Origin of the sequence: Pseudomonas sp. FSL R10-1339 (assembly GCF_009600545.1) — a bacterium.
Taxonomy (GTDB): Bacteria; Pseudomonadota; Gammaproteobacteria; order Pseudomonadales; family Pseudomonadaceae; genus Aquipseudomonas; species Aquipseudomonas bubulae.
In genome coordinates, this window is record NZ_WIVQ01000007.1 from 20,223 (window position 1) to 39,227 (window position 19,005).

16 protein-coding genes are annotated in these 19,005 nt (G+C 57.4%); 12 read left to right on the forward strand and 4 right to left on the reverse strand.

Going from position 1 to position 19,005, the window contains the following annotated elements; all coding sequences use genetic code 11:
* Positions 1–76: 76 nt before the first annotated feature.
* On the reverse strand, positions 77–1,771 hold the full coding sequence (locus GHO03_RS04165; protein ID WP_095020679.1) for a lactate permease LctP family transporter: 1,695 nt from the start codon (positions 1,769–1,771) through the stop codon (positions 77–79).
* Between the two features lie 261 nt (positions 1,772–2,032).
* Between GHO03_RS04165 and GHO03_RS04170 the strand changes: the two genes are divergently transcribed.
* On the forward strand, positions 2,033–2,800 hold the full coding sequence (locus GHO03_RS04170) for a GntR family transcriptional regulator (RefSeq protein ID WP_016783458.1): 768 nt from the start codon (positions 2,033–2,035) through the stop codon (positions 2,798–2,800).
* Between the two features lie 156 nt (positions 2,801–2,956).
* Here GHO03_RS04170 and smpB read toward each other — a convergent pair whose 3' ends face one another.
* Positions 2,957–3,439 carry an SsrA-binding protein SmpB gene (smpB, locus tag GHO03_RS04175; protein WP_048383611.1) on the reverse strand — a complete coding sequence of 161 codons (483 nt, stop codon included), beginning with the start codon at positions 3,437–3,439 and terminating at the stop codon, positions 2,957–2,959.
* 117 nt (positions 3,440–3,556) lie between these two features.
* On the opposite strand from smpB, the gene GHO03_RS04180 reads away from it, so the two are divergent.
* Genes GHO03_RS04180 through GHO03_RS04190 form a run of 3 tightly spaced genes read left to right on the forward strand, consistent with a single transcriptional unit; the run spans position 3,557 to position 5,712 of the window.
* The gene (locus GHO03_RS04180) at positions 3,557–4,960 is read left to right on the forward strand and encodes a sodium-dependent transporter (RefSeq protein WP_095025605.1); all 1,404 of its coding nucleotides are present in this window, start codon (positions 3,557–3,559) and stop codon (positions 4,958–4,960) included.
* Positions 4,961–4,967: 7 nt separating this feature from the next.
* Complete coding sequence (locus GHO03_RS04185; RefSeq protein WP_095002542.1) at positions 4,968–5,402, forward strand: type II toxin-antitoxin system RatA family toxin; 435 nt, start codon at positions 4,968–4,970, stop codon at positions 5,400–5,402.
* The gene (locus GHO03_RS04190; RefSeq protein ID WP_095002543.1) at positions 5,395–5,712 is read left to right on the forward strand and encodes an RnfH family protein; all 318 of its coding nucleotides are present in this window, start codon (positions 5,395–5,397) and stop codon (positions 5,710–5,712) included. Before GHO03_RS04185 ends, GHO03_RS04190 begins: the two co-directional genes overlap by 8 nt.
* 57 nt (positions 5,713–5,769) lie before the next feature.
* On the opposite strand, the gene GHO03_RS04195 is transcribed toward GHO03_RS04190, so the two are convergent.
* The gene (locus GHO03_RS04195; protein ID WP_016783453.1) at positions 5,770–6,297 is read right to left on the reverse strand and encodes an outer membrane protein assembly factor BamE; all 528 of its coding nucleotides are present in this window, start codon (positions 6,295–6,297) and stop codon (positions 5,770–5,772) included.
* Positions 6,298–6,395: 98 nt separating this feature from the next.
* On the opposite strand from GHO03_RS04195, the gene fur reads away from it, so the two are divergent.
* Positions 6,396–6,809, forward strand: a complete 414-nt coding sequence (gene fur / locus GHO03_RS04200) for a ferric iron uptake transcriptional regulator (RefSeq protein WP_029611724.1) — start codon at positions 6,396–6,398, stop codon at positions 6,807–6,809.
* Positions 6,810–6,907: 98 nt separating this feature from the next.
* Here the strand turns inward: fur and recN are convergent, their stop codons facing one another.
* Entirely contained in the window at positions 6,908–8,590 is a 1,683-nt protein-coding gene (gene recN / locus GHO03_RS04205; protein WP_095020682.1) for a DNA repair protein RecN, read from the reverse strand.
* A 252-nt stretch (positions 8,591–8,842) separates the two neighbouring features.
* On the opposite strand from recN, the gene grpE reads away from it, so the two are divergent.
* The 7 genes from grpE to greA all read left to right on the forward strand — a co-directional run bounded on the left by grpE (position 8,843) and on the right by greA (position 18,881).
* Positions 8,843–9,397, forward strand: a complete 555-nt coding sequence (grpE, locus tag GHO03_RS04210) for a nucleotide exchange factor GrpE (protein WP_095002545.1) — start codon at positions 8,843–8,845, stop codon at positions 9,395–9,397.
* Between the two features lie 100 nt (positions 9,398–9,497).
* A complete protein-coding gene (gene dnaK / locus GHO03_RS04215; RefSeq protein WP_095002546.1) occupies positions 9,498–11,414 on the forward strand; it encodes a molecular chaperone DnaK in 1,917 nt (638 codons plus the stop codon).
* Positions 11,415–11,734: 320 nt separating this feature from the next.
* Positions 11,735–12,859: a molecular chaperone DnaJ gene (gene dnaJ / locus GHO03_RS04220; protein ID WP_095002547.1), complete on the forward strand. Its 1,125-nt coding sequence runs from the start codon at positions 11,735–11,737 to the stop codon at positions 12,857–12,859.
* Between the two features lie 10 nt (positions 12,860–12,869).
* Positions 12,870–13,676 (forward strand): 4-hydroxy-tetrahydrodipicolinate reductase, encoded by an 807-nt coding sequence (gene dapB, locus GHO03_RS04225; protein WP_095002548.1) that lies wholly within the window; start codon positions 12,870–12,872, stop codon positions 13,674–13,676.
* 259 nt (positions 13,677–13,935) lie between these two features.
* On the forward strand, positions 13,936–15,072 hold the full coding sequence (gene carA / locus GHO03_RS04230) for a glutamine-hydrolyzing carbamoyl-phosphate synthase small subunit (RefSeq protein ID WP_016783446.1): 1,137 nt from the start codon (positions 13,936–13,938) through the stop codon (positions 15,070–15,072).
* Positions 15,073–15,186: 114 nt separating this feature from the next.
* Complete coding sequence (gene carB / locus GHO03_RS04235) at positions 15,187–18,408, forward strand: carbamoyl-phosphate synthase large subunit (protein ID WP_095002549.1); 3,222 nt, start codon at positions 15,187–15,189, stop codon at positions 18,406–18,408.
* The gene (greA, locus tag GHO03_RS04240; protein ID WP_016783444.1) at positions 18,405–18,881 is read left to right on the forward strand and encodes a transcription elongation factor GreA; all 477 of its coding nucleotides are present in this window, start codon (positions 18,405–18,407) and stop codon (positions 18,879–18,881) included. The genes carB and greA overlap by 4 nt, the downstream gene beginning before the upstream one ends.
* Positions 18,882–19,005 lie beyond the last annotated feature (124 nt).

The window sequence follows — 19,005 nt, forward strand, 5'->3', positions numbered from 1 at the left end:
AGGTGGACCGGGTCGTGAATTACTGACGCCGGGGCTGTGCCCCGGCGACATTAACGTGCAGTAACCATAGCGCTTATCAGTGAACCAGCATGCCGGTGAACCAGTAGGCCTGGGCCAGGGTGATCAGGCCGACGATGGTGGCGAAAAACAGACTGTGCTTGAGGGTGAAGCGGAACAGGTCCGATTCTTTGCCCACCAGGCCGGTCGCCGCACAGGCGACAGCGATCGATTGCGGGGAAATCATCTTGCCGGTCACGCCGCCACTGGTATTGGCAGCCACCATCAGGGTGTCGCTCACGCCGATCTGGTGCGCGGTGGTGGCCTGCAACGAGCTGAACAGGGCGTTGGACGAGGTGTCGGAACCGGTCAGGAACACGCCCAGCCAACCGAGGAACGGCGAGAAGAACGGGAACGCGGCGCCAGTACCTGCCAGTACCAGGGCCATGGTCGAGGACATGCCCGAGTAGTTGGTGACAAAGGCAAAGGCCAGCACCATACCGATGGAAAGAATCGGCCAGCGCAGTTCGTAGAAGGTTTCTTTTAAAGTGGTCAGACCAGTCTTGATGTCGATCTTCAGGATCAGCATCGAGATCAGTGCCGAGAAGAAAATCGCCGTGCCGGTGGCCGAAATCGGATCAAGTTTGAACACGGCGGCAATCGCGGTCGGCGCGTTGACGATAGGGGCGGTCTTGATCACCAGTTGATCAAGGTGCGGGATCGCGAAGTTGAACACCCAGCCGTACATCGAGCCACCGGCAGAGAACATCGCCTTGAACGGTTTGAGGGTCCAGATGGTGACCAGCACGGTAAGGATCAGGAACGGTGACCAGGCTTTCAGAATCTGCATCAGGCTGTAAGGCGAAGCCATCAGATTGGTCGGTTTACCGAAACCACCTGCGCTCGCGGTAACAATTACGTCAGAGCTAACGCCAGCAATTCGTGCACCTGCGCTACGTTTTGGCTGCCAGACTTTCAGAAACAGGGTCAGGCTGACCAGGCTGGCCAAGGCCGAGGTGATGTCCGGCAGTTCCGGGCCAATGTAGTTGGAGGTGTAGTACTGGGTGATGGCGAAGCTCAAACCGGCCACCAGGGCTGCGGGCCAGGTTTCACGCACGCCGCGCAGGCCGTCCATCATGAATACCAGCCAGAACGGCACGAACAGCGACAGCAGTGGTAGCTGGCGACCGGCCATGGCGCCGATCTTGAACGCGTCGATTCCGGTGACCTGACCCGCCACGATGATCGGGATGCCCAGGGCGCCAAACGCGACCGGGGCCGTGTTGGCGATCAGGCACAGGCCAGCGGCGTACAGCGGGTTAAAACCCAGGCCTACAAGCAGTGCTGCTGTAATCGCTACCGGCGCACCGAAACCGGCTGCACCCTCAAGGAAAGCACCGAAGCAGAAGCCAATCAGCAGTACTTGCAGGCGCTGGTCGTCGGTGATCGACAGCACGGAGCTGCGGATGATTTCGAACTGGCCGCTTTTGACGGTCAGTTTGTAGAGGAACACCGCGGCAACGATGATCCAGGCAATTGGCCACAGGCCATAGGCAAATCCGTAGCCCGCTGCTGCGAAGGCCATATCGACAGGCATCTGGAAGGCAAAGATGGCCACCAGAATCGACAGGGCAAGGGTGATGCTGCCGGCGACGTGACCTTTGAGACGGAACACGGCCAAGGCGAGGAAGAAGAATACGATCGGGACGACGGCCGCGAGAGCGGACAGGCCGAGGCTGCCGAGCGGGCTGTAGAGCTGTTGCCAGGTTTGCATATGGGGTGGCCCCTAATTGTTATTGGTCGATGCTGCAGACTGTGTTTGGTATATTGGTATTACCAATTTACAATCACTGTTGGCTAGGTTAAAAGCCTTATGAGGCATGTGTCAATTTGCCGCCTCACAAACTTTCGTCGGGGTGTTCGTTGTCCGGGCATCTGATGGGGTTTTTAGCGGTGTTTCTGATGGGTGTATGCGTGGCGCCAATCGGCGAGAATAGCGGCCCCCGGCGCGTGGTCGGGAGGGTGGAGAGCAGTTATGGGGTTTGATCAGATCCGGCAGCGCCGTTTGTCGGACGATATTGTCGAGCAGCTCGAGGGCATGATCCTCGAGGGCACGTTGAAGTCAGGTGAGCGCTTGCCTGCCGAACGTGCGCTGGCGGAGCAGTTTGGGGTGTCGCGCCCTTCGTTGCGGGAGGCGATCCAGAAATTGTCGGCCAAGGGGCTGCTGGTCAGTCGCCAGGGTGGCGGCAATTATGTGGCAACATCCCTGGGCTCGACCTTTAGTGATCCTTTGTTGCAGTTGCTGGAAAGCAATCCTGAAGCGCAGCGCGATCTGCTTGAATTCCGTCACACGCTTGAGGCTTCGTGCGCTTTTTACGCGGCATCGCGTGCCACCGAGATGGACCGTGAGCGGCTGCGGCTGGCTTTTGAACGGTTGCAGGACTGTTATGCACGGGTGGATGAAGTCAGTCGCGCAGAAGAGGGGGAGGCCGATGCCAACTTCCACCTGGCCATTGCCGAAGCGAGCCATAACGCGGTGTTGCTGCATACGATTCGCGGGTTATTCGACCTGCTCAAGCGCAACGTGGTGACCAATATTGGTGGCATGTACAAGCAGCGCAGTGAAACGCGCGACATGCTGATCAGTCAGCATCGCGAGTTGTATCTGGCGATTATCGAGGGCAGGGCGGAAGACGCCCGGGAAGTGGCGAGCCGACACCTGGTGTATGTGCAGGAAGTGCTGGAAGAAGTGCGTCAGGAAGTTCAGCGCATGGCGCGGGCCGAGCGGCGCAATGGCTTGTAATTGTTGATGCAAACCCTGTGGGAGCGGGCTTGCTCGCGATTCATGCAACTCGGTATATCAGGTATACCAAGTCGATTCCATCGCGAGCAAGCCCGCTCCCACAAGAGCTGAGGCAGCATCAAGGCAGTTGCTCCTACGAGTACAAGGGCTGAAGAACTAGTCTTCCTTGCCCTTGTTGCGCACCGCACGTTGCAGCTCGCGATCGGAATCGCGCTCACGCTCGGTATGACGCTTGTCGTATTCCTTCTTGCCTTTACCCAGGGCAATTTCGCACTTGATCAAGTGCTTGCTCCAGTAAAGCGAGAGGCAGACGCAGGCGTAACCCTTCTGCTGCACCGAGGCAAACAGCTTTTCCAGCTCGCGCTGGTTAAGCAGCAGTTTGCGGCTGCGCGTTGGGTCGGCAATAACGTGCGTGCTGGCTGTCGTCAGAGGCGCGATATGGCTGCCGAGCAACCATGCTTCACCATCCTTGAGTAGCACGTAGCTGTCGACCAGCTGTGCCTTGCCTGCACGCAGACTTTTTACTTCCCAGCCGGCCAGGACCAGACCAGCTTCGAACCGATGTTCGATGAAGTAATCGTGTCGCGCTTTTTTATTCTGCGCGATGGTCCCTGTTGGGTGTTTCTTCTGTTTAGCCATAGGGGCAGCATTATAGGCAGTTGCGAGCGTGTCGGCTACGGGCACCTGCGTGCTTGAGCACGTAGGGTGATTCCCGGACAATGCGCCCTCTTTTTTTAGTGGTTGGGCGTAGTAACGATGTCGACAGACAAGGTTTCTGTCCACGGCAGTTGGGCAAGCCGTTGGGTCTTTATTTTCGCTGCGACCGGTTCTGCCGTGGGTTTGGGCAGTATCTGGAAATTCCCTTACATGGTTGGCGTCTATGGCGGCGGCGCGTTTGTGTTGGTGTTTTTGGCCTGTATCGCGCTGATCGGTGTGCCGGTGATGCTGGCTGAAACCCTGATCGGGCGGCGTGCCCGGCTGAGTCCGGCGAATGCCTTGAAGGTGTTGGCGGTCGAGGCGGGGCACTCGGGGCGTTGGTCGTGGGGGGCTTTTGCCGGGATGATCACGGCGCTGCTGATTTTGTCTTTTTATAGTGTGGTGGGCGGCTGGTCGCTGGATTACATCATCAATATGGGCAAGGGCGATTTTCAGGGGGCGACGGCCGATCAGGTCGGCCAGTACTTTGGTGATGTGATTTCCAATCCCTGGCGCCTCACTTTTTGGCATACCGGGTTTATGTTGCTGTCTGCGTATGTGATCGCCAAGGGGGTGGTGGCGGGGCTTGAGCGCAGTTTGCGGATCATGATGCCGCTGCTGTTTGTGCTGCTGCTGGTACTGCTGGGTTACAGCATGACCACCGGGCACTTTATGCAGGGCGTACATTTCATGTTCGACTTCAACCCCGATCGCGTACTCGACGGGTTGCTGGCCGCGATGGGCCATGCGTTCTTTTCCCTGAGCGTGGGCGTGGGGTCGATCATGATTTATGGCGCATACATGCCCAAGAATGCATCGATCTCGGGCACCGTAGTCGGGGTGGCGCTGATCGACACTTTTGTCTCATTGCTCGCCGGGCTGGCATTGTTTCCAATTGTATTTGCGTCGGGGCTCAACCCTGGCGAAGGCCCGGGCCTGATGTTCGTGACCTTGCCGTTTGCCTTCGGTAACGTGGCCTTTGGTCAGTTGATGGGCGTGGTGTTTTTTGTGCTGGTGGCAGTCGCTGCCTGGAGTTCGGCCATTTCGTTGCTTGAGCCAATGGTGGCGTACCTGGTGGAGCGCACCAGGGTGCGGCGCTTGTGGGTCACTTTATGGCTGGCTTTCAGTTGCTGGTTTGTTGGCCTGGGCACGGTGTTTTCGTTCAATATCTGGAAACAGGCGAAGTTTTTCGTGAACGAAGATTCCGGTTTTCATCTCTATCAATGGGGCGCGGCCAGCGGTCTGGACTTCTTTGGTGTCGTCGATTTCTTCACCTCGCGTATCATGTTGCCCTTGGGCGGCCTGTGTTTTGTGGTCTTTGCAGGCTGGATCATGGGGCGCGGCGCGGTTCGTGACGAATTGTCGATGCGCAGCCCGGTGATGTTCGCCCTGACTCTTTTTTTGATGCGCTATGTGGCGCCACTCGGCATTCTGATTGTGTTTGCCGCCCAGCTGTGGAAGTAACGCTGACATGACTACCCATATCCAACGCTCTGCCTTGTTGCCTTATCCAGCCCAGGCGCTGTATGACCTGGTGAATGATGTTGCGAGCTACCCGCAGTTTTTGCCGTGGTGCTCGTCTGCCGAAATCCTGGAAAGCACTGAAGTGCTGATGCGCGCCAGCCTGGGGGTGGCCAAGGGTGGCCTGAGCCAGCACTTTGTCACCCGCAATACCCTGGTGCCCGGGCAGTCCATCGAGATGAACCTGGAAGAAGGTCCTTTTACCAAGCTGCACGGCCTGTGGGTGTTCAAACCTTTGGGTGACAAAGCGTGCAAAATCAGCCTGGACATGACCTTTGATTACGCCGGGGCCATCGTCAAGGCCACTCTGGGGCCTTTGTTCAATCAGGCGGCCAATACGCTGGTGGATGCTTTTTGCCAGCGCGCCAAGCAGTTGTATGGCTGAGCCGGTGATTGAAGTTGAGGTGGTTTATGCCGCGGTCGATCGCCAGTGCCTGCTGACCGTGGTTGTGCCGCAAGGCACGACGCTGCGTGCAGCGGTATTGGTGTCGGGCATGGGGCGCGAGTTTCCCGAGGTTGACCTGGCTAATTGCCCGGTGGGGATTTTCGGCAAGCAGGTGGCTGATCCTGATACCCGGGTGCTGCAGGCAGGGGATCGTATCGAGATGTATCGAGCGCTGCTGGCCGACCCCAAGGAGATTCGCCGTCAGCGTGCGGCCAAGGCTGCCGAGGCCAAGCGCCTCAGTCAGCCCTGACGGCTTTCTTGCAGGCAACAAAAAGCCCGGCATGCCGGGCTTTTTTGTACCGGGCGCTTATTGCTCGGTGGTATCCAGAGGTTCTGGCGTAGGAACCGGTACGGTTTCAACACCGTCTACGTCCTTCTGGATCTGATCAAGCAATGAACCAGGCTTGGCTGGAACTTCGCTCTTCTCGGCTGGAGCTTGAGTCGCCGGTTCGGTCACGTCTGTGCCGCCGGTTTTGCCGAGAATGGCTTCGTCGCGGCTGACGCCAGGCTTGAAGTCACCTGACAGGCTCACGAGCTGGTCATTCTGGTTGAAGAACACACTGATGCGTTCCTGTTGGCGTTCTCCGCCGCCGGGCTGCAGGCTATACAGATAATCCCAGCGATCAGGGTGGAATGTATCGGTCAGCAGGGCATTACCCATGATAAACCGCACTTGCCGGCGGGTCATTCCCGGGCGTAACTGGTTTATCATGTCCTGCGTGACGACATTGCCCTGTTGGATGTCGATTTTGTAAACCCCGGGGAATGAACAACCGGCGAGTGCGAGCAGTCCCACAAAGGTGAAACTGGTTAGCAAGAGCTTGGTGTTTTGCATCGGTGGGCGACTTCCACTATCTTGGCTGGGACAACGTAAACGCCGATCATACCCGTATTAAGAGAAGCTGCGAAGCGGCTTCCGCGAGAAAGCTAACCATGGTTGAAAATAGCGAACTACGTAAGGCCGGACTTAAGGTGACTCTGCCACGAGTCAAAATTCTACAGATGCTTGACTCTGCAGAGCAGCGTCACATGAGCGCCGAGGATGTTTACAAGGCACTTATGCAAGCAGGCGAGGACGTAGGTCTGGCCACGGTTTACCGTGTTCTGACCCAGTTTGAGTCAGCTGGGCTGGTGATTCGCCATAATTTTGATGGCGGTCATGCTGTCTTTGAATTGGCTGATGCTGACGGCGGCCACCACGACCATATGGTCAACGTGGACAGCGGTGAAGTGATCGAGTTTTTCGACGAAGACATCGAAAAACTGCAGCACGCCATTGCAGCCAAGCACGGTGTTGAGTTGGTGGATCACAACTTGGTGCTGTACGTGCGCAAGAAGGCCAAGTAAGAGCATGTCACGCGAATTACGGTTCGCGAAACGATCGAAGGCGGCCCAAGGGCCGCCTTCGTGCTTTCTGATATCGGTTATTTCATGACCGTTCGTCGTTAAGCTGCAAGATTTTTTGCAGTGATCACCATCTTTTTGGCGTGGGCCAGGGATTCCTTGGTCAGGTCGATACCGCCAAGCATGCGGGCGACTTCTTCTACGCGCTCTTTTTTGCTCAGTTTGGCCACGGCCGTGCGGGTGGTATCGCTCTCGCGAACCTTATGGACAAACAGATGTTGATGGCATTGCGCTGCCACTTGCGGCAAGTGAGTGACCGTCAGCACCTGGCCGCGTTCGCCCAGGCGGCGCAGCAGTTGCCCGACGATCTCGGCAGTGGGGCCCCCAATGCCCACGTCCACTTCGTCGAACACCAGGGTCGGTACGCGGGAGGTTTGTGCGGTGATGACCTGAATGGCCAGGCTGATACGCGACAGTTCGCCGCCCGAGGCCACTTTGGCCAGGGCTTTGAGCGGTTGGCCGGGGTTGGCGCTCACCAGCAGTTCAACGTGTTCGAGGCCGAAGGGCGCCGGGTCGCTGCTGGCTTGCGGGCGCAGTTCGATCACAAAGCGGCCGCCAGGCATGCCCAGGCGCTGGATCTCTTCTTCGACGGCACTGCTCAGGCGTGTCGCGGCCAGGTTGCGCAAATTGCTGAGTTCGCGGGCACACTCTTGATAGTGGCGGGTATAGGAGGTCAGCTCATTGGCCAGACGCTCGATATTTTCATCATTGGCGTTGAGTGTTTCGAGCTCATCCAGCAGTTTTTGCTGCAAGGCGGCCACTTCGGTGGGTTGAACCCGATGTTTGCGTGCCAGGGTATAAATGGTGTCGAGGCGCTCCTCGAGATACTGCAGGCGGCCCGGGTCGGCGTCAAAGTGGTCAATAAAGCGGTTGAGCTCGCCGACGGCCTCTTCGACCTGAATCTGTGCGCTGGCCAGCAGGTCGGTGGCTTCGCCCAGTGAGCCGGAGTTGCTGTTGATGCTCGAAAGCCGGTTGAGGCTGGCCGTCAATGCATTGAGCACGTTGCCGGAATCGCTTTCGCTGCATTGCTCGACTACCTGGCGGCAGATGGTCAGCAGGGTTTCGGCGTTGGTCAGGTTTTTATGTTCCTGCTCCAACTCTTCCAGTTCGTTTTCTCCCAGCGAGAGTGTCTCCAGCTCTTCAAGCTGATAGCTGAGCAACTGATGGCGCGCGCGCTGTTCGTCGCCGGAGTTGGACAGGTGCTCAAGCTCTTGTTTGGTCTGGCGCCAGCGTTGTGCAGCCAGTTGTACCTGGCGGGCCAGGTCGGTGGCACCGGCGAACTCGTCGAGCAGGCGACGATGGGTATCGGGCTTGAGCAGCGACTGGTGTTCGTGCTGGCTGTGGATATCGATCAGCAGCTCGCCCAGGACCTTGAGGTCGCCCTGGGGGCAGGGCGTGCCGTTGATATAGCTGCGCGAGCGGCCTTCGGCGGTGATGACCCGGCGCAGGATGCACGGGCCGTCGCCTTCAAGGTCGCGCTCGGCCAGCCAGGCACGGGCTTCGGGGATATCCTGCAGGTCGAACGTGGCCAGGATATCGGCCTTGTCGGCCCCGGGGCGCACGACGCCGCTGTCGGCGCGGTCGCCAAGGGTGAGGCCCAATGCATCGAGCATGATCGATTTGCCGGCACCGGTCTCGCCAGTGATTACACTCATCCCGCGATCCAGTTCCAGATCGAGATGTTCAACGATGGCGTAGTTGTGTACGGACAGGTGCACCAGCATGGGAGCTGCTCCAAAACGTAATGTCTGGTTATTTATACAGTGTTTTGTTTCGTGCTGACAATGGCTGTGTTTAGTTCGATTTGCTTGTTTTATTCGGGTTCTTAGCTCGTTTGGTTTTTTCGGCAGTGGGAGGATGGTTCGCCAAACATGCCTTTTATGGGTTTTTGGCTCTTGAACCTGAGAATTGCGACCCCATATACCTTGGCACAAGCGCGAGTCGAGCTCGCGGACGAAGTTTGAAAGGAGAAATCTATGGCAGACGAACAGACTATGGATACGCAGAACCAGGAAGCCGAAGTAGCTGGCGAAGATCTGGCAACCCGCGTGCAGGTGCTTGAAGAGCAGCTGGCAGCCGCTAACGATCAGGCTCTGCGCGTAGCTGCCGATCTGCAGAACGTTCGCCGCCGCGCCGAGCAGGACGTTGAGAAGGCTCACAAGTTTGCACTGGAAAAATTCGCTGGCGACCTGTTGCCGGTGATCGACAGCCTGGAGCGCGGTCTTGAGCTGTCCAGCCCGGACGATGAAAACATCCGTCCGATGCGTGAAGGGATCGAGCTGACCCTGAAAATGTTCCAGGACACCCTGAAGCGCTATCAGCTGGAAGCCATCGACCCGCACGGCGAACCCTTCAATGCCGAGCATCACCAGGCGATGGCAATGCAGGAAAGCGCAGACCTGGAGCCAAACAGTGTGCTCAAGGTGTTTCAAAAAGGTTATCAGCTCAATGGTCGCTTGCTGCGCCCGGCTATGGTCGTAGTCAGCAAGGCGCCAGCGCCGGTTTCGCCATCGATTGACGAGCAGGCTTGAAATCGGCCACAAGGCCCCCATTTAGAAGTCAAGCGTTAAGCAGTGCCGCAGTTGGTCATTACTGCTGCGGCAACAAAATTCAAATTTAGGGAGAGTAAACATGGGCAGAATTATCGGTATTGACCTCGGGACCACCAACTCGTGTGTGTCGGTTCTGGAAAACGGTAAAGCAAAAGTTATCGAAAACGCAGAAGGCGCGCGTACTACGCCGTCGATCGTTGCGTACGCCAATGATGGCGAAATTCTGGTTGGCCAGTCGGCCAAGCGTCAGGCTGTGACCAATCCGCATAACACCCTGTACGCGGTGAAGCGTCTGATCGGTCGTCGTTTTGACGAAGAAGTTGTACAGAAAGACATTCAGATGGTTCCGTACAAGATCGCCAAGGCTGACAACGGCGACGCCTGGGTTGAAGTGAACGGCCAGAAAATGGCTCCGCCACAAATCTCGGCTGAAATTCTGAAGAAAATGAAGAAAACCGCCGAAGACTACCTCGGCGAGCCAGTGACTGAAGCGGTAATCACCGTTCCGGCCTACTTCAACGACAGCCAGCGTCAGGCGACCAAAGACGCCGGCCGTATCGCGGGTCTGGACGTAAAACGCATCATCAACGAACCAACCGCAGCTGCTCTGGCTTACGGTATGGATAAAGCGAAAGGCGACCACACTGTCATCGTTTATGACCTGGGTGGCGGTACTTTCGACGTGTCGGTCATTGAAATTGCCGAAGTAGATGGCGAGCACCAGTTTGAAGTGCTGGCAACCAACGGTGACACGTTCCTGGGTGGTGAAGACTTTGACATCCGTCTGATCGACTACCTGGTTGACGAGTTCAAGAAAGAAAGCGGCATGAACCTCAAAGGTGACCCGCTGGCGATGCAGCGTCTGAAAGAAGCTGCGGAAAAAGCCAAGATCGAACTGTCTTCGAGCCAGTCGACTGACGTGAATCTGCCTTACATCACTGCAGATGCCACCGGTCCTAAACACTTGAACGTGAAAATTTCGCGCGCCAAGCTGGAATCGCTGGTTGAAGACCTGGTTCAACGCACCATCGAGCCTTGCCGCATCGCGCTGAAAGACGCCGGTATCGACGTTGGCGCAATCAACGACGTGATCCTGGTCGGTGGCCAGACTCGTATGCCGCTGGTACAGAAGCTGGTAACCGAGTTCTTCGGCAAGGAAGCACGTAAAGACGTGAACCCGGACGAAGCTGTTGCAATGGGTGCTGCTATCCAGGGCGCGGTATTGGCCGGTGATGTTAAAGACGTTCTGTTGCTGGACGTGAGCCCGCTGACTCTGGGTATCGAAACCATGGGTGGCGTAATGACTGCCCTGATCGAGAAAAACACCACGATTCCTACCAAGAAATCGCAAGTGTTCTCGACTGCAGACGATAACCAGGGCGCTGTGACCATTCACGTGCTGCAAGGCGAGCGTAAGCAAGCTGCACAGAACAAGTCGTTGGGCAAGTTCGACCTGGCTGACATTCCACCTGCTCCACGTGGCGTGCCTCAGATCGAAGTGACCTTCGACATCGATGCCAACGGCATCCTGCACGTAAGTGCAAAAGACAAGGCGACTGGCAAGTCTCAGTCGATCGTGATCAAGGCTAACTCGGGTCTGTCCGAGGAAGAAATCGCTCAGATGGTTCGCGATGCCGAGATCAACGCTGAGGAAGACCGCAAGTTCGAAGAGCTGGCAGCTGCACGTAACCAGGGCGATGCACTGGTTCACTCGACTCGCAAAATGATCGTCGATGCTGGCGATAAAGTGACCGAGGAAGAGAAAGCTGCAATCGAAGCTGCTGTAGTTGCACTTGAAACCGCTGTTAAAGGCGACGACAAGGCGGCTATCGAAGCCAAGGTTGAAGAGCTGTCCAAGGTATCGGCTCCGGTTGCACAGAAAATGTACGCCGAGCAGGCGAACCCGGCAGACGCAGCGGCCAAGCCAGCTGATTCGGCTGAAAAAGCGGACGACGTTGTCGACGCTGAGTTCGAAGAAGTAAAAGACAACAAGTAATCAGCTTGTTTGTCGCCCGGTTGACCGCGCTTGCGCGGTGACTGGTAGGATGTCGCCGCGCGGGAGCTTGCTCCCGCGTTGGCGTGTCTGGAGTACCGAAATTTTTACAGCATGCGACAAAGTCGAATGCTGGCGGTTTGGTCTGGATCTTTTCTGTTTTCCGGCCTGAAGTAACCGCTCCTGGCGGCCAATGCATTGGCTGTTAAACACAAACCTATATCGTTGAAAAGACGTGAGTCGGGTCTGATCCTTTTCGGGCTTGGCGGGTTTGGCGAGGCTCGGGAGGGTTTTGTCGAACGTCCTTGAGAGTGCAAAGAATTATGGCAAAGCGCGACTATTACGAAATTTTGGGTGTTGAACGCACCTCGACCGAGATAGAGCTGAAAAAGGCTTATCGTCGTCTGGCGATGAAGCATCACCCGGACCGTAATCCGGATGACAAGGCTTCGGAAGAATTGTTCAAAGAGGCCAACGAGGCTTACGAGGTTCTGTCGGACTCCAGCAAACGTGCTGCTTACGATCAATACGGTCATGCCGGTGTTGATCCACAAATGGGCGGCGGCGGTGCAGGTTTCGGCGGTCAGAACTTCTCCGATATTTTCGGTGATGTATTCAGCGACTTCTTTGGCGGTGGTCGTGGCGGCTCCCGGGGTGGCGCTCAGCGCGGTAGCGATTTGCGCTACACGCTGGAGCTGGATCTGGAAGAGGCCGTACGCGGTACTACGGTCAATATCCGCGTTCCTACACTGGTCAATTGCAAACCATGTGACGGTTCGGGCGCCAAGAAAGGTTCTTCGCCTGTGACCTGTACCACCTGTGGCGGTATTGGTCAGGTGCGCATGCAGCAGGGTTTCTTCGCGGTTCAGCAGACTTGCCCGCGCTGCCACGGTCAAGGCAAGGTGATTTCTGATCCGTGCGAGAGCTGCCGTGGTGAAGGCCGCGTAGAAGAATACAAAACCCTTTCTGTGAAAGTGCCGGCTGGTGTTGATACCGGTGACCGCATTCGTCTGTCGGGCGAAGGCGAGGCGGGCGTGCAGGGTGGGCCTACGGGTGACCTGTATGTGGTGATCGATGTGCGCGAGCACGCGATTTTCCAGCGCGACGGCAAGCATCTGTTCTGTGAAGTACCAATCAACTTTGCCGACGCTGCGCTGGGTGCTGAAATTGAAGTGCCGACGCTGGATGGTCGGGTCAAGCTGAAAATCCCGGAAGGCACACAAAGCGGCAAGCAGTTCCGTTTGCGTGGCAAGGGTGTGGCCCCTGTACGGGGTGGCGGTGCTGGCGACTTGATGTGCCGTGTGGTGATCGAAACCCCGGTCAAGCTGAGCCGCCGCCAGCGTGAGCTGATGGAAGAGTTCCGCACCACGCTGGAAGGTGACAGCAGTCACTCGCCGAACGCCACTGGCTGGTTCGAAGGCGTAAAGCGTTTTTTCGGCGACCTGTAAGGAGCGGTAGATGCGACGTATAGCTGTGATGGGCGCTGCCGGGCGCATGGGCAAGACCTTGATCGATGCGGTGCAGCAGCGTTCGCCGCTGTGCGGGCTGACGGCGGCCATCGTGCGTCCTGGCAGCTCCCTGGTGGGGGCTGATGCCGGTGAGCTGGCTTCTATCGGGCGCATCGGCGTGCCGTTGTCCGAAAGCCTGCAAGCGGTCGCGGCTGATTTCGACGTGCTGATCGACTTCACCTTGCCTGAAGTGATGCTCGCCAACCTGGCGGTGTGTCGCAAATTGGGCAAGGCCATGGTCATTGGTACGACGGGGCTGAATGCCGAGCAGAAGCAGTTGCTGGTCGAGGCTGGCCAGGATATTGCGATTGTCTTTGCTTCCAACTTCAGTGTCGGCGTCAACCTGTCGTTCAAGTTGCTGGATATGGCGGCGCGGGTGATGGGTGAGGATGCCGATATCGAAATCATCGAAGCTCATCATCGGCACAAAGTCGACGCGCCTTCGGGTACCGCGATGCGCATGGGTGAGGTGATCGCCGATGCGTTGGGTCGTGACCTGCAAAAGGTTGCGGTCTATGGTCGTGAAGGCCATACCGGTGCCCGTGAGCGCGAAACCATCGGTTTTGCCACGGTGCGCGGCGGTGATGTGGTGGGTGATCACACGGTCTTGTTCGCCACTGAAGGCGAGCGCCTGGAAATTACCCACAAGGCATCCAGCCGCATGACCTTTGCCAAGGGTGCTGTTCGTGCTGCTCTCTGGCTGCAAGGGCGCGAGCCTGGCCTGTATGACATGCAGGATGTGCTCGACCTGCGCTGAGTAACCTCTGTAAAATCGGGCTGTTGGCGCGCCAGTAGCCCGATTTTTAACCGCTAAGCGATGTTCTGTCGCATTCCCCTGTCTTTTAGACTCTTTAGCGGTAGACCAAAAAAGCCTTTTTCTGTAAGCTACAGCTTTAGTGTGTCCACTAAAAGCGCGCAGATAATTCGATGAAGAAGCGGGGTGACGTGTCCATACGTCACTCCGCTTTTTTACAACCTGCGATCGCCCTTTCAGGCTTTATTTACGGGAGGTCTTCTTGACTAAGCAAGCCATACTCGCCCTCGCTGATGGCAGCATTTTTCGCGGCGAAGCCATTGGGGCCGACGGTCAAACCGTTGGTGAGGTGGTGTTTAACACCGCAATGACTGGCTACCAGGAGATCCTGACGGATCCTTCCTACGCTCAGCAAATCGTGACCCTGACTTACCCGCATGTTGGCAACACCGGTACTACCCCGGAAGACGCCGAGTCTGATCGTGTCTGGTCCGCAGGTCTGGTAATTCGTGATCTGCCGCTGGTTGCAAGCAACTGGCGCAACACCATGTCGCTGGCCGACTACCTGAAAACCAACAATGTTGTGGCTATCGCCGGTATCGACACTCGCCGCCTGACGCGCATCCTGCGTGAGAAAGGCGCGCAGAACGGTTGCATCATGGCGGGCGACAACATTTCTGAAGAAGCTGCCATCGCAGCGGCCCGCGGCTTCCCGGGCCTGAAGGGCATGGATCTGGCGAAAGTCGTCAGCACCGAAAAAGCCTACGAGTGGCGCTCCAGCGTCTGGAACCTGGCTACCGACAGTCACCCGACCATCGAAGCCAGCGAATTGCCTTATCACGTGGTCGCTTATGACTACGGCGTAAAGTGGAACATCCTGCGCATGCTGGTCGAGCGCGGCTGCCGCGTGACCGTGGTTCCGGCACAGACTCCGGCCAGCGACGTTCTGGCACTCAACCCGGATGGCGTGTTTCTGTCCAACGGCCCGGGTGACCCTGAGCCTTGCGACTACGCGATCACTGCAATCAAGCAAGTGCTGACCACCGAGATTCCGGTTTTCGGTATCTGCCTGGGTCACCAGCTGCTGGCCCTGGCTTCCGGCGCCAAGACCGTGAAAATGGGTCATGGCCATCACGGTGCCAACCACCCGGTTCAGGATCTGGACACCGGTGTTGTGATGATCACCAGCCAGAACCACGGTTTTGCGGTAGACGAAGCGAGCTTGCCAGCCAATGTGCGTGCCATCCACAAGTCGCTGTTCGACGGCACCCTGCAAGGTATCGAGCTGACCGACAAGAGCGCTTTCAGCTTCCAGGGTCACCCTGAAGCAAGCCCTGGCCCGAACGACGTTGCACCGCTGTTCGATCGCTTCATCAATGAGATGGCCAAGCGCCGTTAATCAGCCTCCTTTTGCAGCGCCCTGTGGCGGCCCCGAATTTCGGTGGCCCCCAGGGGGCTTCAGGAACCTGATTGACAGCTTGCCGACTGACCTGCGGACTTGAGTGACAAACCCATGCCAAAACGTACAGACATAAAAAGCATCCTGATTCTCGGCGCTGGCCCGATTGTTATCGGCCAGGCGTGTGAATTCGACTACTCCGGCGCCCAGGCCTGCAAAGCCCTGCGCGAGGAGGGTTACCGCGTCATCCTGGTGAACTCCAACCCTGCCACTATCATGACCGACCCGGACATGGCTGACGCCACGTACATCGAGCCGATCAAGTGGCAGACCGTTGCCAAGATCATCGAAAAAGAGCGTCCGGATGCACTGCTGCCAACCATGGGCGGCCAGACAGCTCTGAACTGCGCACTGGACCTGGAGCGCGAAGGCGTGCTCGAGAAGTTCGGCGTAGAAATGATCGGCGCCAACGCTGACACCATCGACAAAGCTGAAGACCGTTCGCGTTTCGATAAGGCCATGAAGTCCATCGGCCTGGATTGCCCGCGCTCCGGTATCGCCCACACCATGGAAGAGGCCAATGCGGTCCTCGAGCGACTGGGCTTCCCGTGCATCATTCGTCCGTCCTTCACCATGGGCGGCACCGGTGGCGGTATTGCTTACAACCGTGAAGAGTTCGAAGAGATCTGCACCCGTGGTCTGGACCTGTCGCCAACCAAAGAGCTGCTGATCGACGAATCCCTGATCGGCTGGAAAGAGTACGAGATGGAGGTTGTCCGCGACAAAAAAGACAACTGCATCATCGTTTGCTCGATCGAAAACTTCGACCCGATGGGCGTGCACACCGGTGACTCGATCACCGTTGCTCCGGCACAGACCCTGACGGACAAGGAATACCAGATCATGCGTAACGCCTCGTTGGCGGTACTGCGTGAGATCGGCGTTGAAACCGGCGGTTCCAACGTTCAGTTCGGTATCTGCCCGGACACCGGCCGTATGGTCGTGATCGAAATGAACCCGCGTGTATCGCGTTCGTCGGCGCTGGCATCGAAAGCCACCGGCTTCCCGATCGCTCGTATCGCTGCCAAATTGGCGATCGGTTACACCCTGGACGAGCTGCAAAACGAAATCACCGGCGGCGCTACGCCTGCGTCCTTCGAGCCGTCCATCGACTACGTTGTGACCAAGCTGCCGCGCTTCGCTTTCGAGAAGTTCGCCAAGGCTGACGCCCGTTTGACCACACAGATGAAATCTGTGGGCGAAGTCATGGCCATCGGCCGGACTTTCCAGGAATCCCTGCAAAAGGCCCTTCGCGGTCTGGAAGTAGGTGTCAGCGGTCTTGATCCAAAGCTGGACCTGAGCAACCCGGAAAGCATGGCCGTGCTCAAGCGCGAGCTGACCGTGCCGGGCGCCGAGCGTATCTGGTACGTGGCTGACGCGTTCCGCGCCGGCATGACCGTTGAAGATATCTTCGGCATGAACATGATTGACCCTTGGTTCCTGGTACAGATCGAAGATCTGATCAAGGACGAAGAAAAAATCAAGACCATGGCCCTGTCGTCGATCGATCGCGACGCCATGTACCGCTTCAAGCGCAAGGGCTTCTCCGACGCGCGTCTGGCCGTTCTGCTGGGTGTGACCGAGAAGAACCTGCGTCGCCACCGCCACAAGCTGGAAGTGTTCCCGGTCTACAAGCGCGTTGACACCTGCGCAGCCGAGTTCGCTACTGACACCGCCTACATGTACTCCACCTATGAGGAAGAGTGCGAAGCCAACCCTTCGGATCGTGACAAGATCATGATTCTGGGTGGTGGCCCGAACCGTATCGGCCAGGGTATCGAGTTTGACTATTGCTGCGTTCACGCCGCTCTGGCGCTGCGTGCCGACGGTTACGAGACCATCATGGTCAACTGCAACCCGGAAACCGTTTCCACCGATTACGACACTTCGGATCGTCTGTACTTCGAATCCGTCACCCTGGAAGACGTGCTGGAAATCGTGCGTGTCGAGAAGCCAAAAGGCGTGATCGTCCAGTACGGCGGCCAAACCCCGCTGAAACTGGCGCGTGCCCTGGAAGAAGCCGGCGTGCCGATCATCGGTACCAGCCCTGACGCGATCGACCGTGCAGAAGACCGTGAGCGCTTCCAGCAGATGGTTGAGCGCCTGAACCTGCGTCAGCCGCCTAACGCTACTGTGCGCAGCGAAGACGAAGCCATTCGTGCCGCTGGCAAGATCGGTTACCCGCTGGTTGTTCGTCCTTCCTACGTGTTGGGCGGCCGTGCGATGGAAATCGTTTACGAAGAAGACGAGCTCAAGCGCTACCTGCGTGACGCAGTGAAAGTGTCCAACGACAGCCCCGTGCTGCTGGACCACTTCCTCAACTGCGCCATCGAAATGGACGTGGATGCTGTCTGCGACGGTACTGATGTAGTGATCGGCGCAATCATGCAGCACATCGAACAGGCTGGCGTTCACTCCGGTGACTCCGCTTGCTCGCTGCCGCCGTACTCGCTGCCGCTGCACATCCAGGACGAGATGCGCGAGCAGGTCAAGAAAATGGCTCTGGAGTTGGGCGTTGTCGGCCTGATGAACGTGCAATTGGCTCTGCAGGGCGAAGATATCTACGTGATCGAAGTGAACCCGCGTGCATCGCGTACCGTTCCTTTCGTCTCCAAGTGCATCGGTGTTTCCCTGGCGATGATCGCAGCTCGCGTAATGGCCGGTAAAACCCTGAAGGAAATCGGTTTCACCAAAGAAATCATTCCTAACTTCTACAGCGTGAAAGAGGCGGTCTTCCCGTTCGCCAAATTCCCGGGTGTTGACCCGATTCTCGGCCCTGAGATGAAGTCCACCGGTGAAGTGATGGGCGTGGGCGATACCTTCGGCGAAGCGTTTGCCAAGGCCCAGATGGGTGCAAGCGAAGTGCTGCCGACTGGCGGTACTGCTTTCATCAGCGTGCGCGACGACGACAAGCCGCTGGTTGCCGGCGTTGCCCGCGACCTGATCAACCTGGGCTTTGAAATCGTTTCGACCGTTGGCACTGCCAAGTTCATCGAAGCAGCAGGCTTGAAAGTACGTCGTGTGAACAAGGTGACCGAAGGTCGTCCGCACGTTGTCGACATGATCAAGAACGACGAAGTAACCTTGATCATCAACACTACCGAAGGTCGTCAGTCGATTGCTGACTCCTATTCCATTCGCCGCAACGCGCTGCAGCACAAGATCTACTGCACCACGACTATTGCTGCTGGCGAAGCGATCTGTGAAGCGCTTAAATTCGGTCCTGAAAAAACCGTACGTCGCTTGCAGGATCTACACGCAGGATTAAAGGCATGATCAAGTACCCAATGACGGTCCAGGGCGCCAAAGCCCTGGAAGAAGAACACGCACATCTGACCAAGGTTGTCCGTCCCAAGCTGAGCCAGGATATCGGCACGGCGCGTGAGCTGGGCGACCTTAAAGAAAACGCTGAATACCATGCTGCCCGTGAGCAGCAGGGTATGGTTGAGGCGCGTATCCGTGACATCGAAGGCCGCATGCAGAACGCGGTGATCATCGATGTAACGACTATTCCTCACACCGGCAAAGTGATTTTCGGTACCACGGTCGAGATCGCCAACGTTGAAACTGACGAAAGCGTGACCTACCAGATCGTTGGTGAAGATGAGGCTGACTTCAAGCTCGGAAAGATCTCCGTTGGTTCGCCACTTGCCCGTGCCTTGATTGCCAAGGAAGAGGGTGATGTGGTGGCGGTGAAAACACCGGGCGGCGTCATTGAGTACGAAATTGTCAAAGTAAGTCACATCTAAGAAGAGCGCCCGCCGTGTGCGGGCGCACTTTTTTGGCGGTCGGCCCGGGTGTTCCGGGTTGGCGGCCTGTGGTTGTTGCACACAGAATTGTTTGCCGGTGCTGGCCGCAATGCGGTTGGCAGCG

Excerpts from the sequence above, each read along its gene's own strand:
- GHO03_RS04165 (WP_095020679.1), bottom strand. The coding sequence starts at position 1,771 with ATGCAAACCTGGCAACAGCTCTACAGCCCGCTCGGCAGCCTCGGCCTG.
- GHO03_RS04170 (WP_016783458.1), top strand. The coding sequence starts at position 2,033 with ATGGGGTTTGATCAGATCCGGCAGCGCCGTTTGTCGGACGATATTGTC.
- smpB (WP_048383611.1), bottom strand. The coding sequence starts at position 3,439 with ATGGCTAAACAGAAGAAACACCCAACAGGGACCATCGCGCAGAATAAA.
- GHO03_RS04180 (WP_095025605.1), top strand. The coding sequence starts at position 3,557 with ATGTCGACAGACAAGGTTTCTGTCCACGGCAGTTGGGCAAGCCGTTGG.
- GHO03_RS04185 (WP_095002542.1), top strand. The coding sequence starts at position 4,968 with ATGACTACCCATATCCAACGCTCTGCCTTGTTGCCTTATCCAGCCCAG.
- GHO03_RS04190 (WP_095002543.1), top strand. The coding sequence starts at position 5,395 with ATGGCTGAGCCGGTGATTGAAGTTGAGGTGGTTTATGCCGCGGTCGAT.
- GHO03_RS04195 (WP_016783453.1), bottom strand. The coding sequence starts at position 6,297 with ATGCAAAACACCAAGCTCTTGCTAACCAGTTTCACCTTTGTGGGACTG.
- fur (WP_029611724.1), top strand. The coding sequence starts at position 6,396 with ATGGTTGAAAATAGCGAACTACGTAAGGCCGGACTTAAGGTGACTCTG.
- recN (WP_095020682.1), bottom strand. The coding sequence starts at position 8,590 with ATGCTGGTGCACCTGTCCGTACACAACTACGCCATCGTTGAACATCTC.
- grpE (WP_095002545.1), top strand. The coding sequence starts at position 8,843 with ATGGCAGACGAACAGACTATGGATACGCAGAACCAGGAAGCCGAAGTA.
- dnaK (WP_095002546.1), top strand. The coding sequence starts at position 9,498 with ATGGGCAGAATTATCGGTATTGACCTCGGGACCACCAACTCGTGTGTG.
- dnaJ (WP_095002547.1), top strand. The coding sequence starts at position 11,735 with ATGGCAAAGCGCGACTATTACGAAATTTTGGGTGTTGAACGCACCTCG.
- dapB (WP_095002548.1), top strand. The coding sequence starts at position 12,870 with ATGCGACGTATAGCTGTGATGGGCGCTGCCGGGCGCATGGGCAAGACC.
- carB (WP_095002549.1), top strand. The coding sequence starts at position 15,187 with ATGCCAAAACGTACAGACATAAAAAGCATCCTGATTCTCGGCGCTGGC.
- greA (WP_016783444.1), top strand. The coding sequence starts at position 18,405 with ATGATCAAGTACCCAATGACGGTCCAGGGCGCCAAAGCCCTGGAAGAA.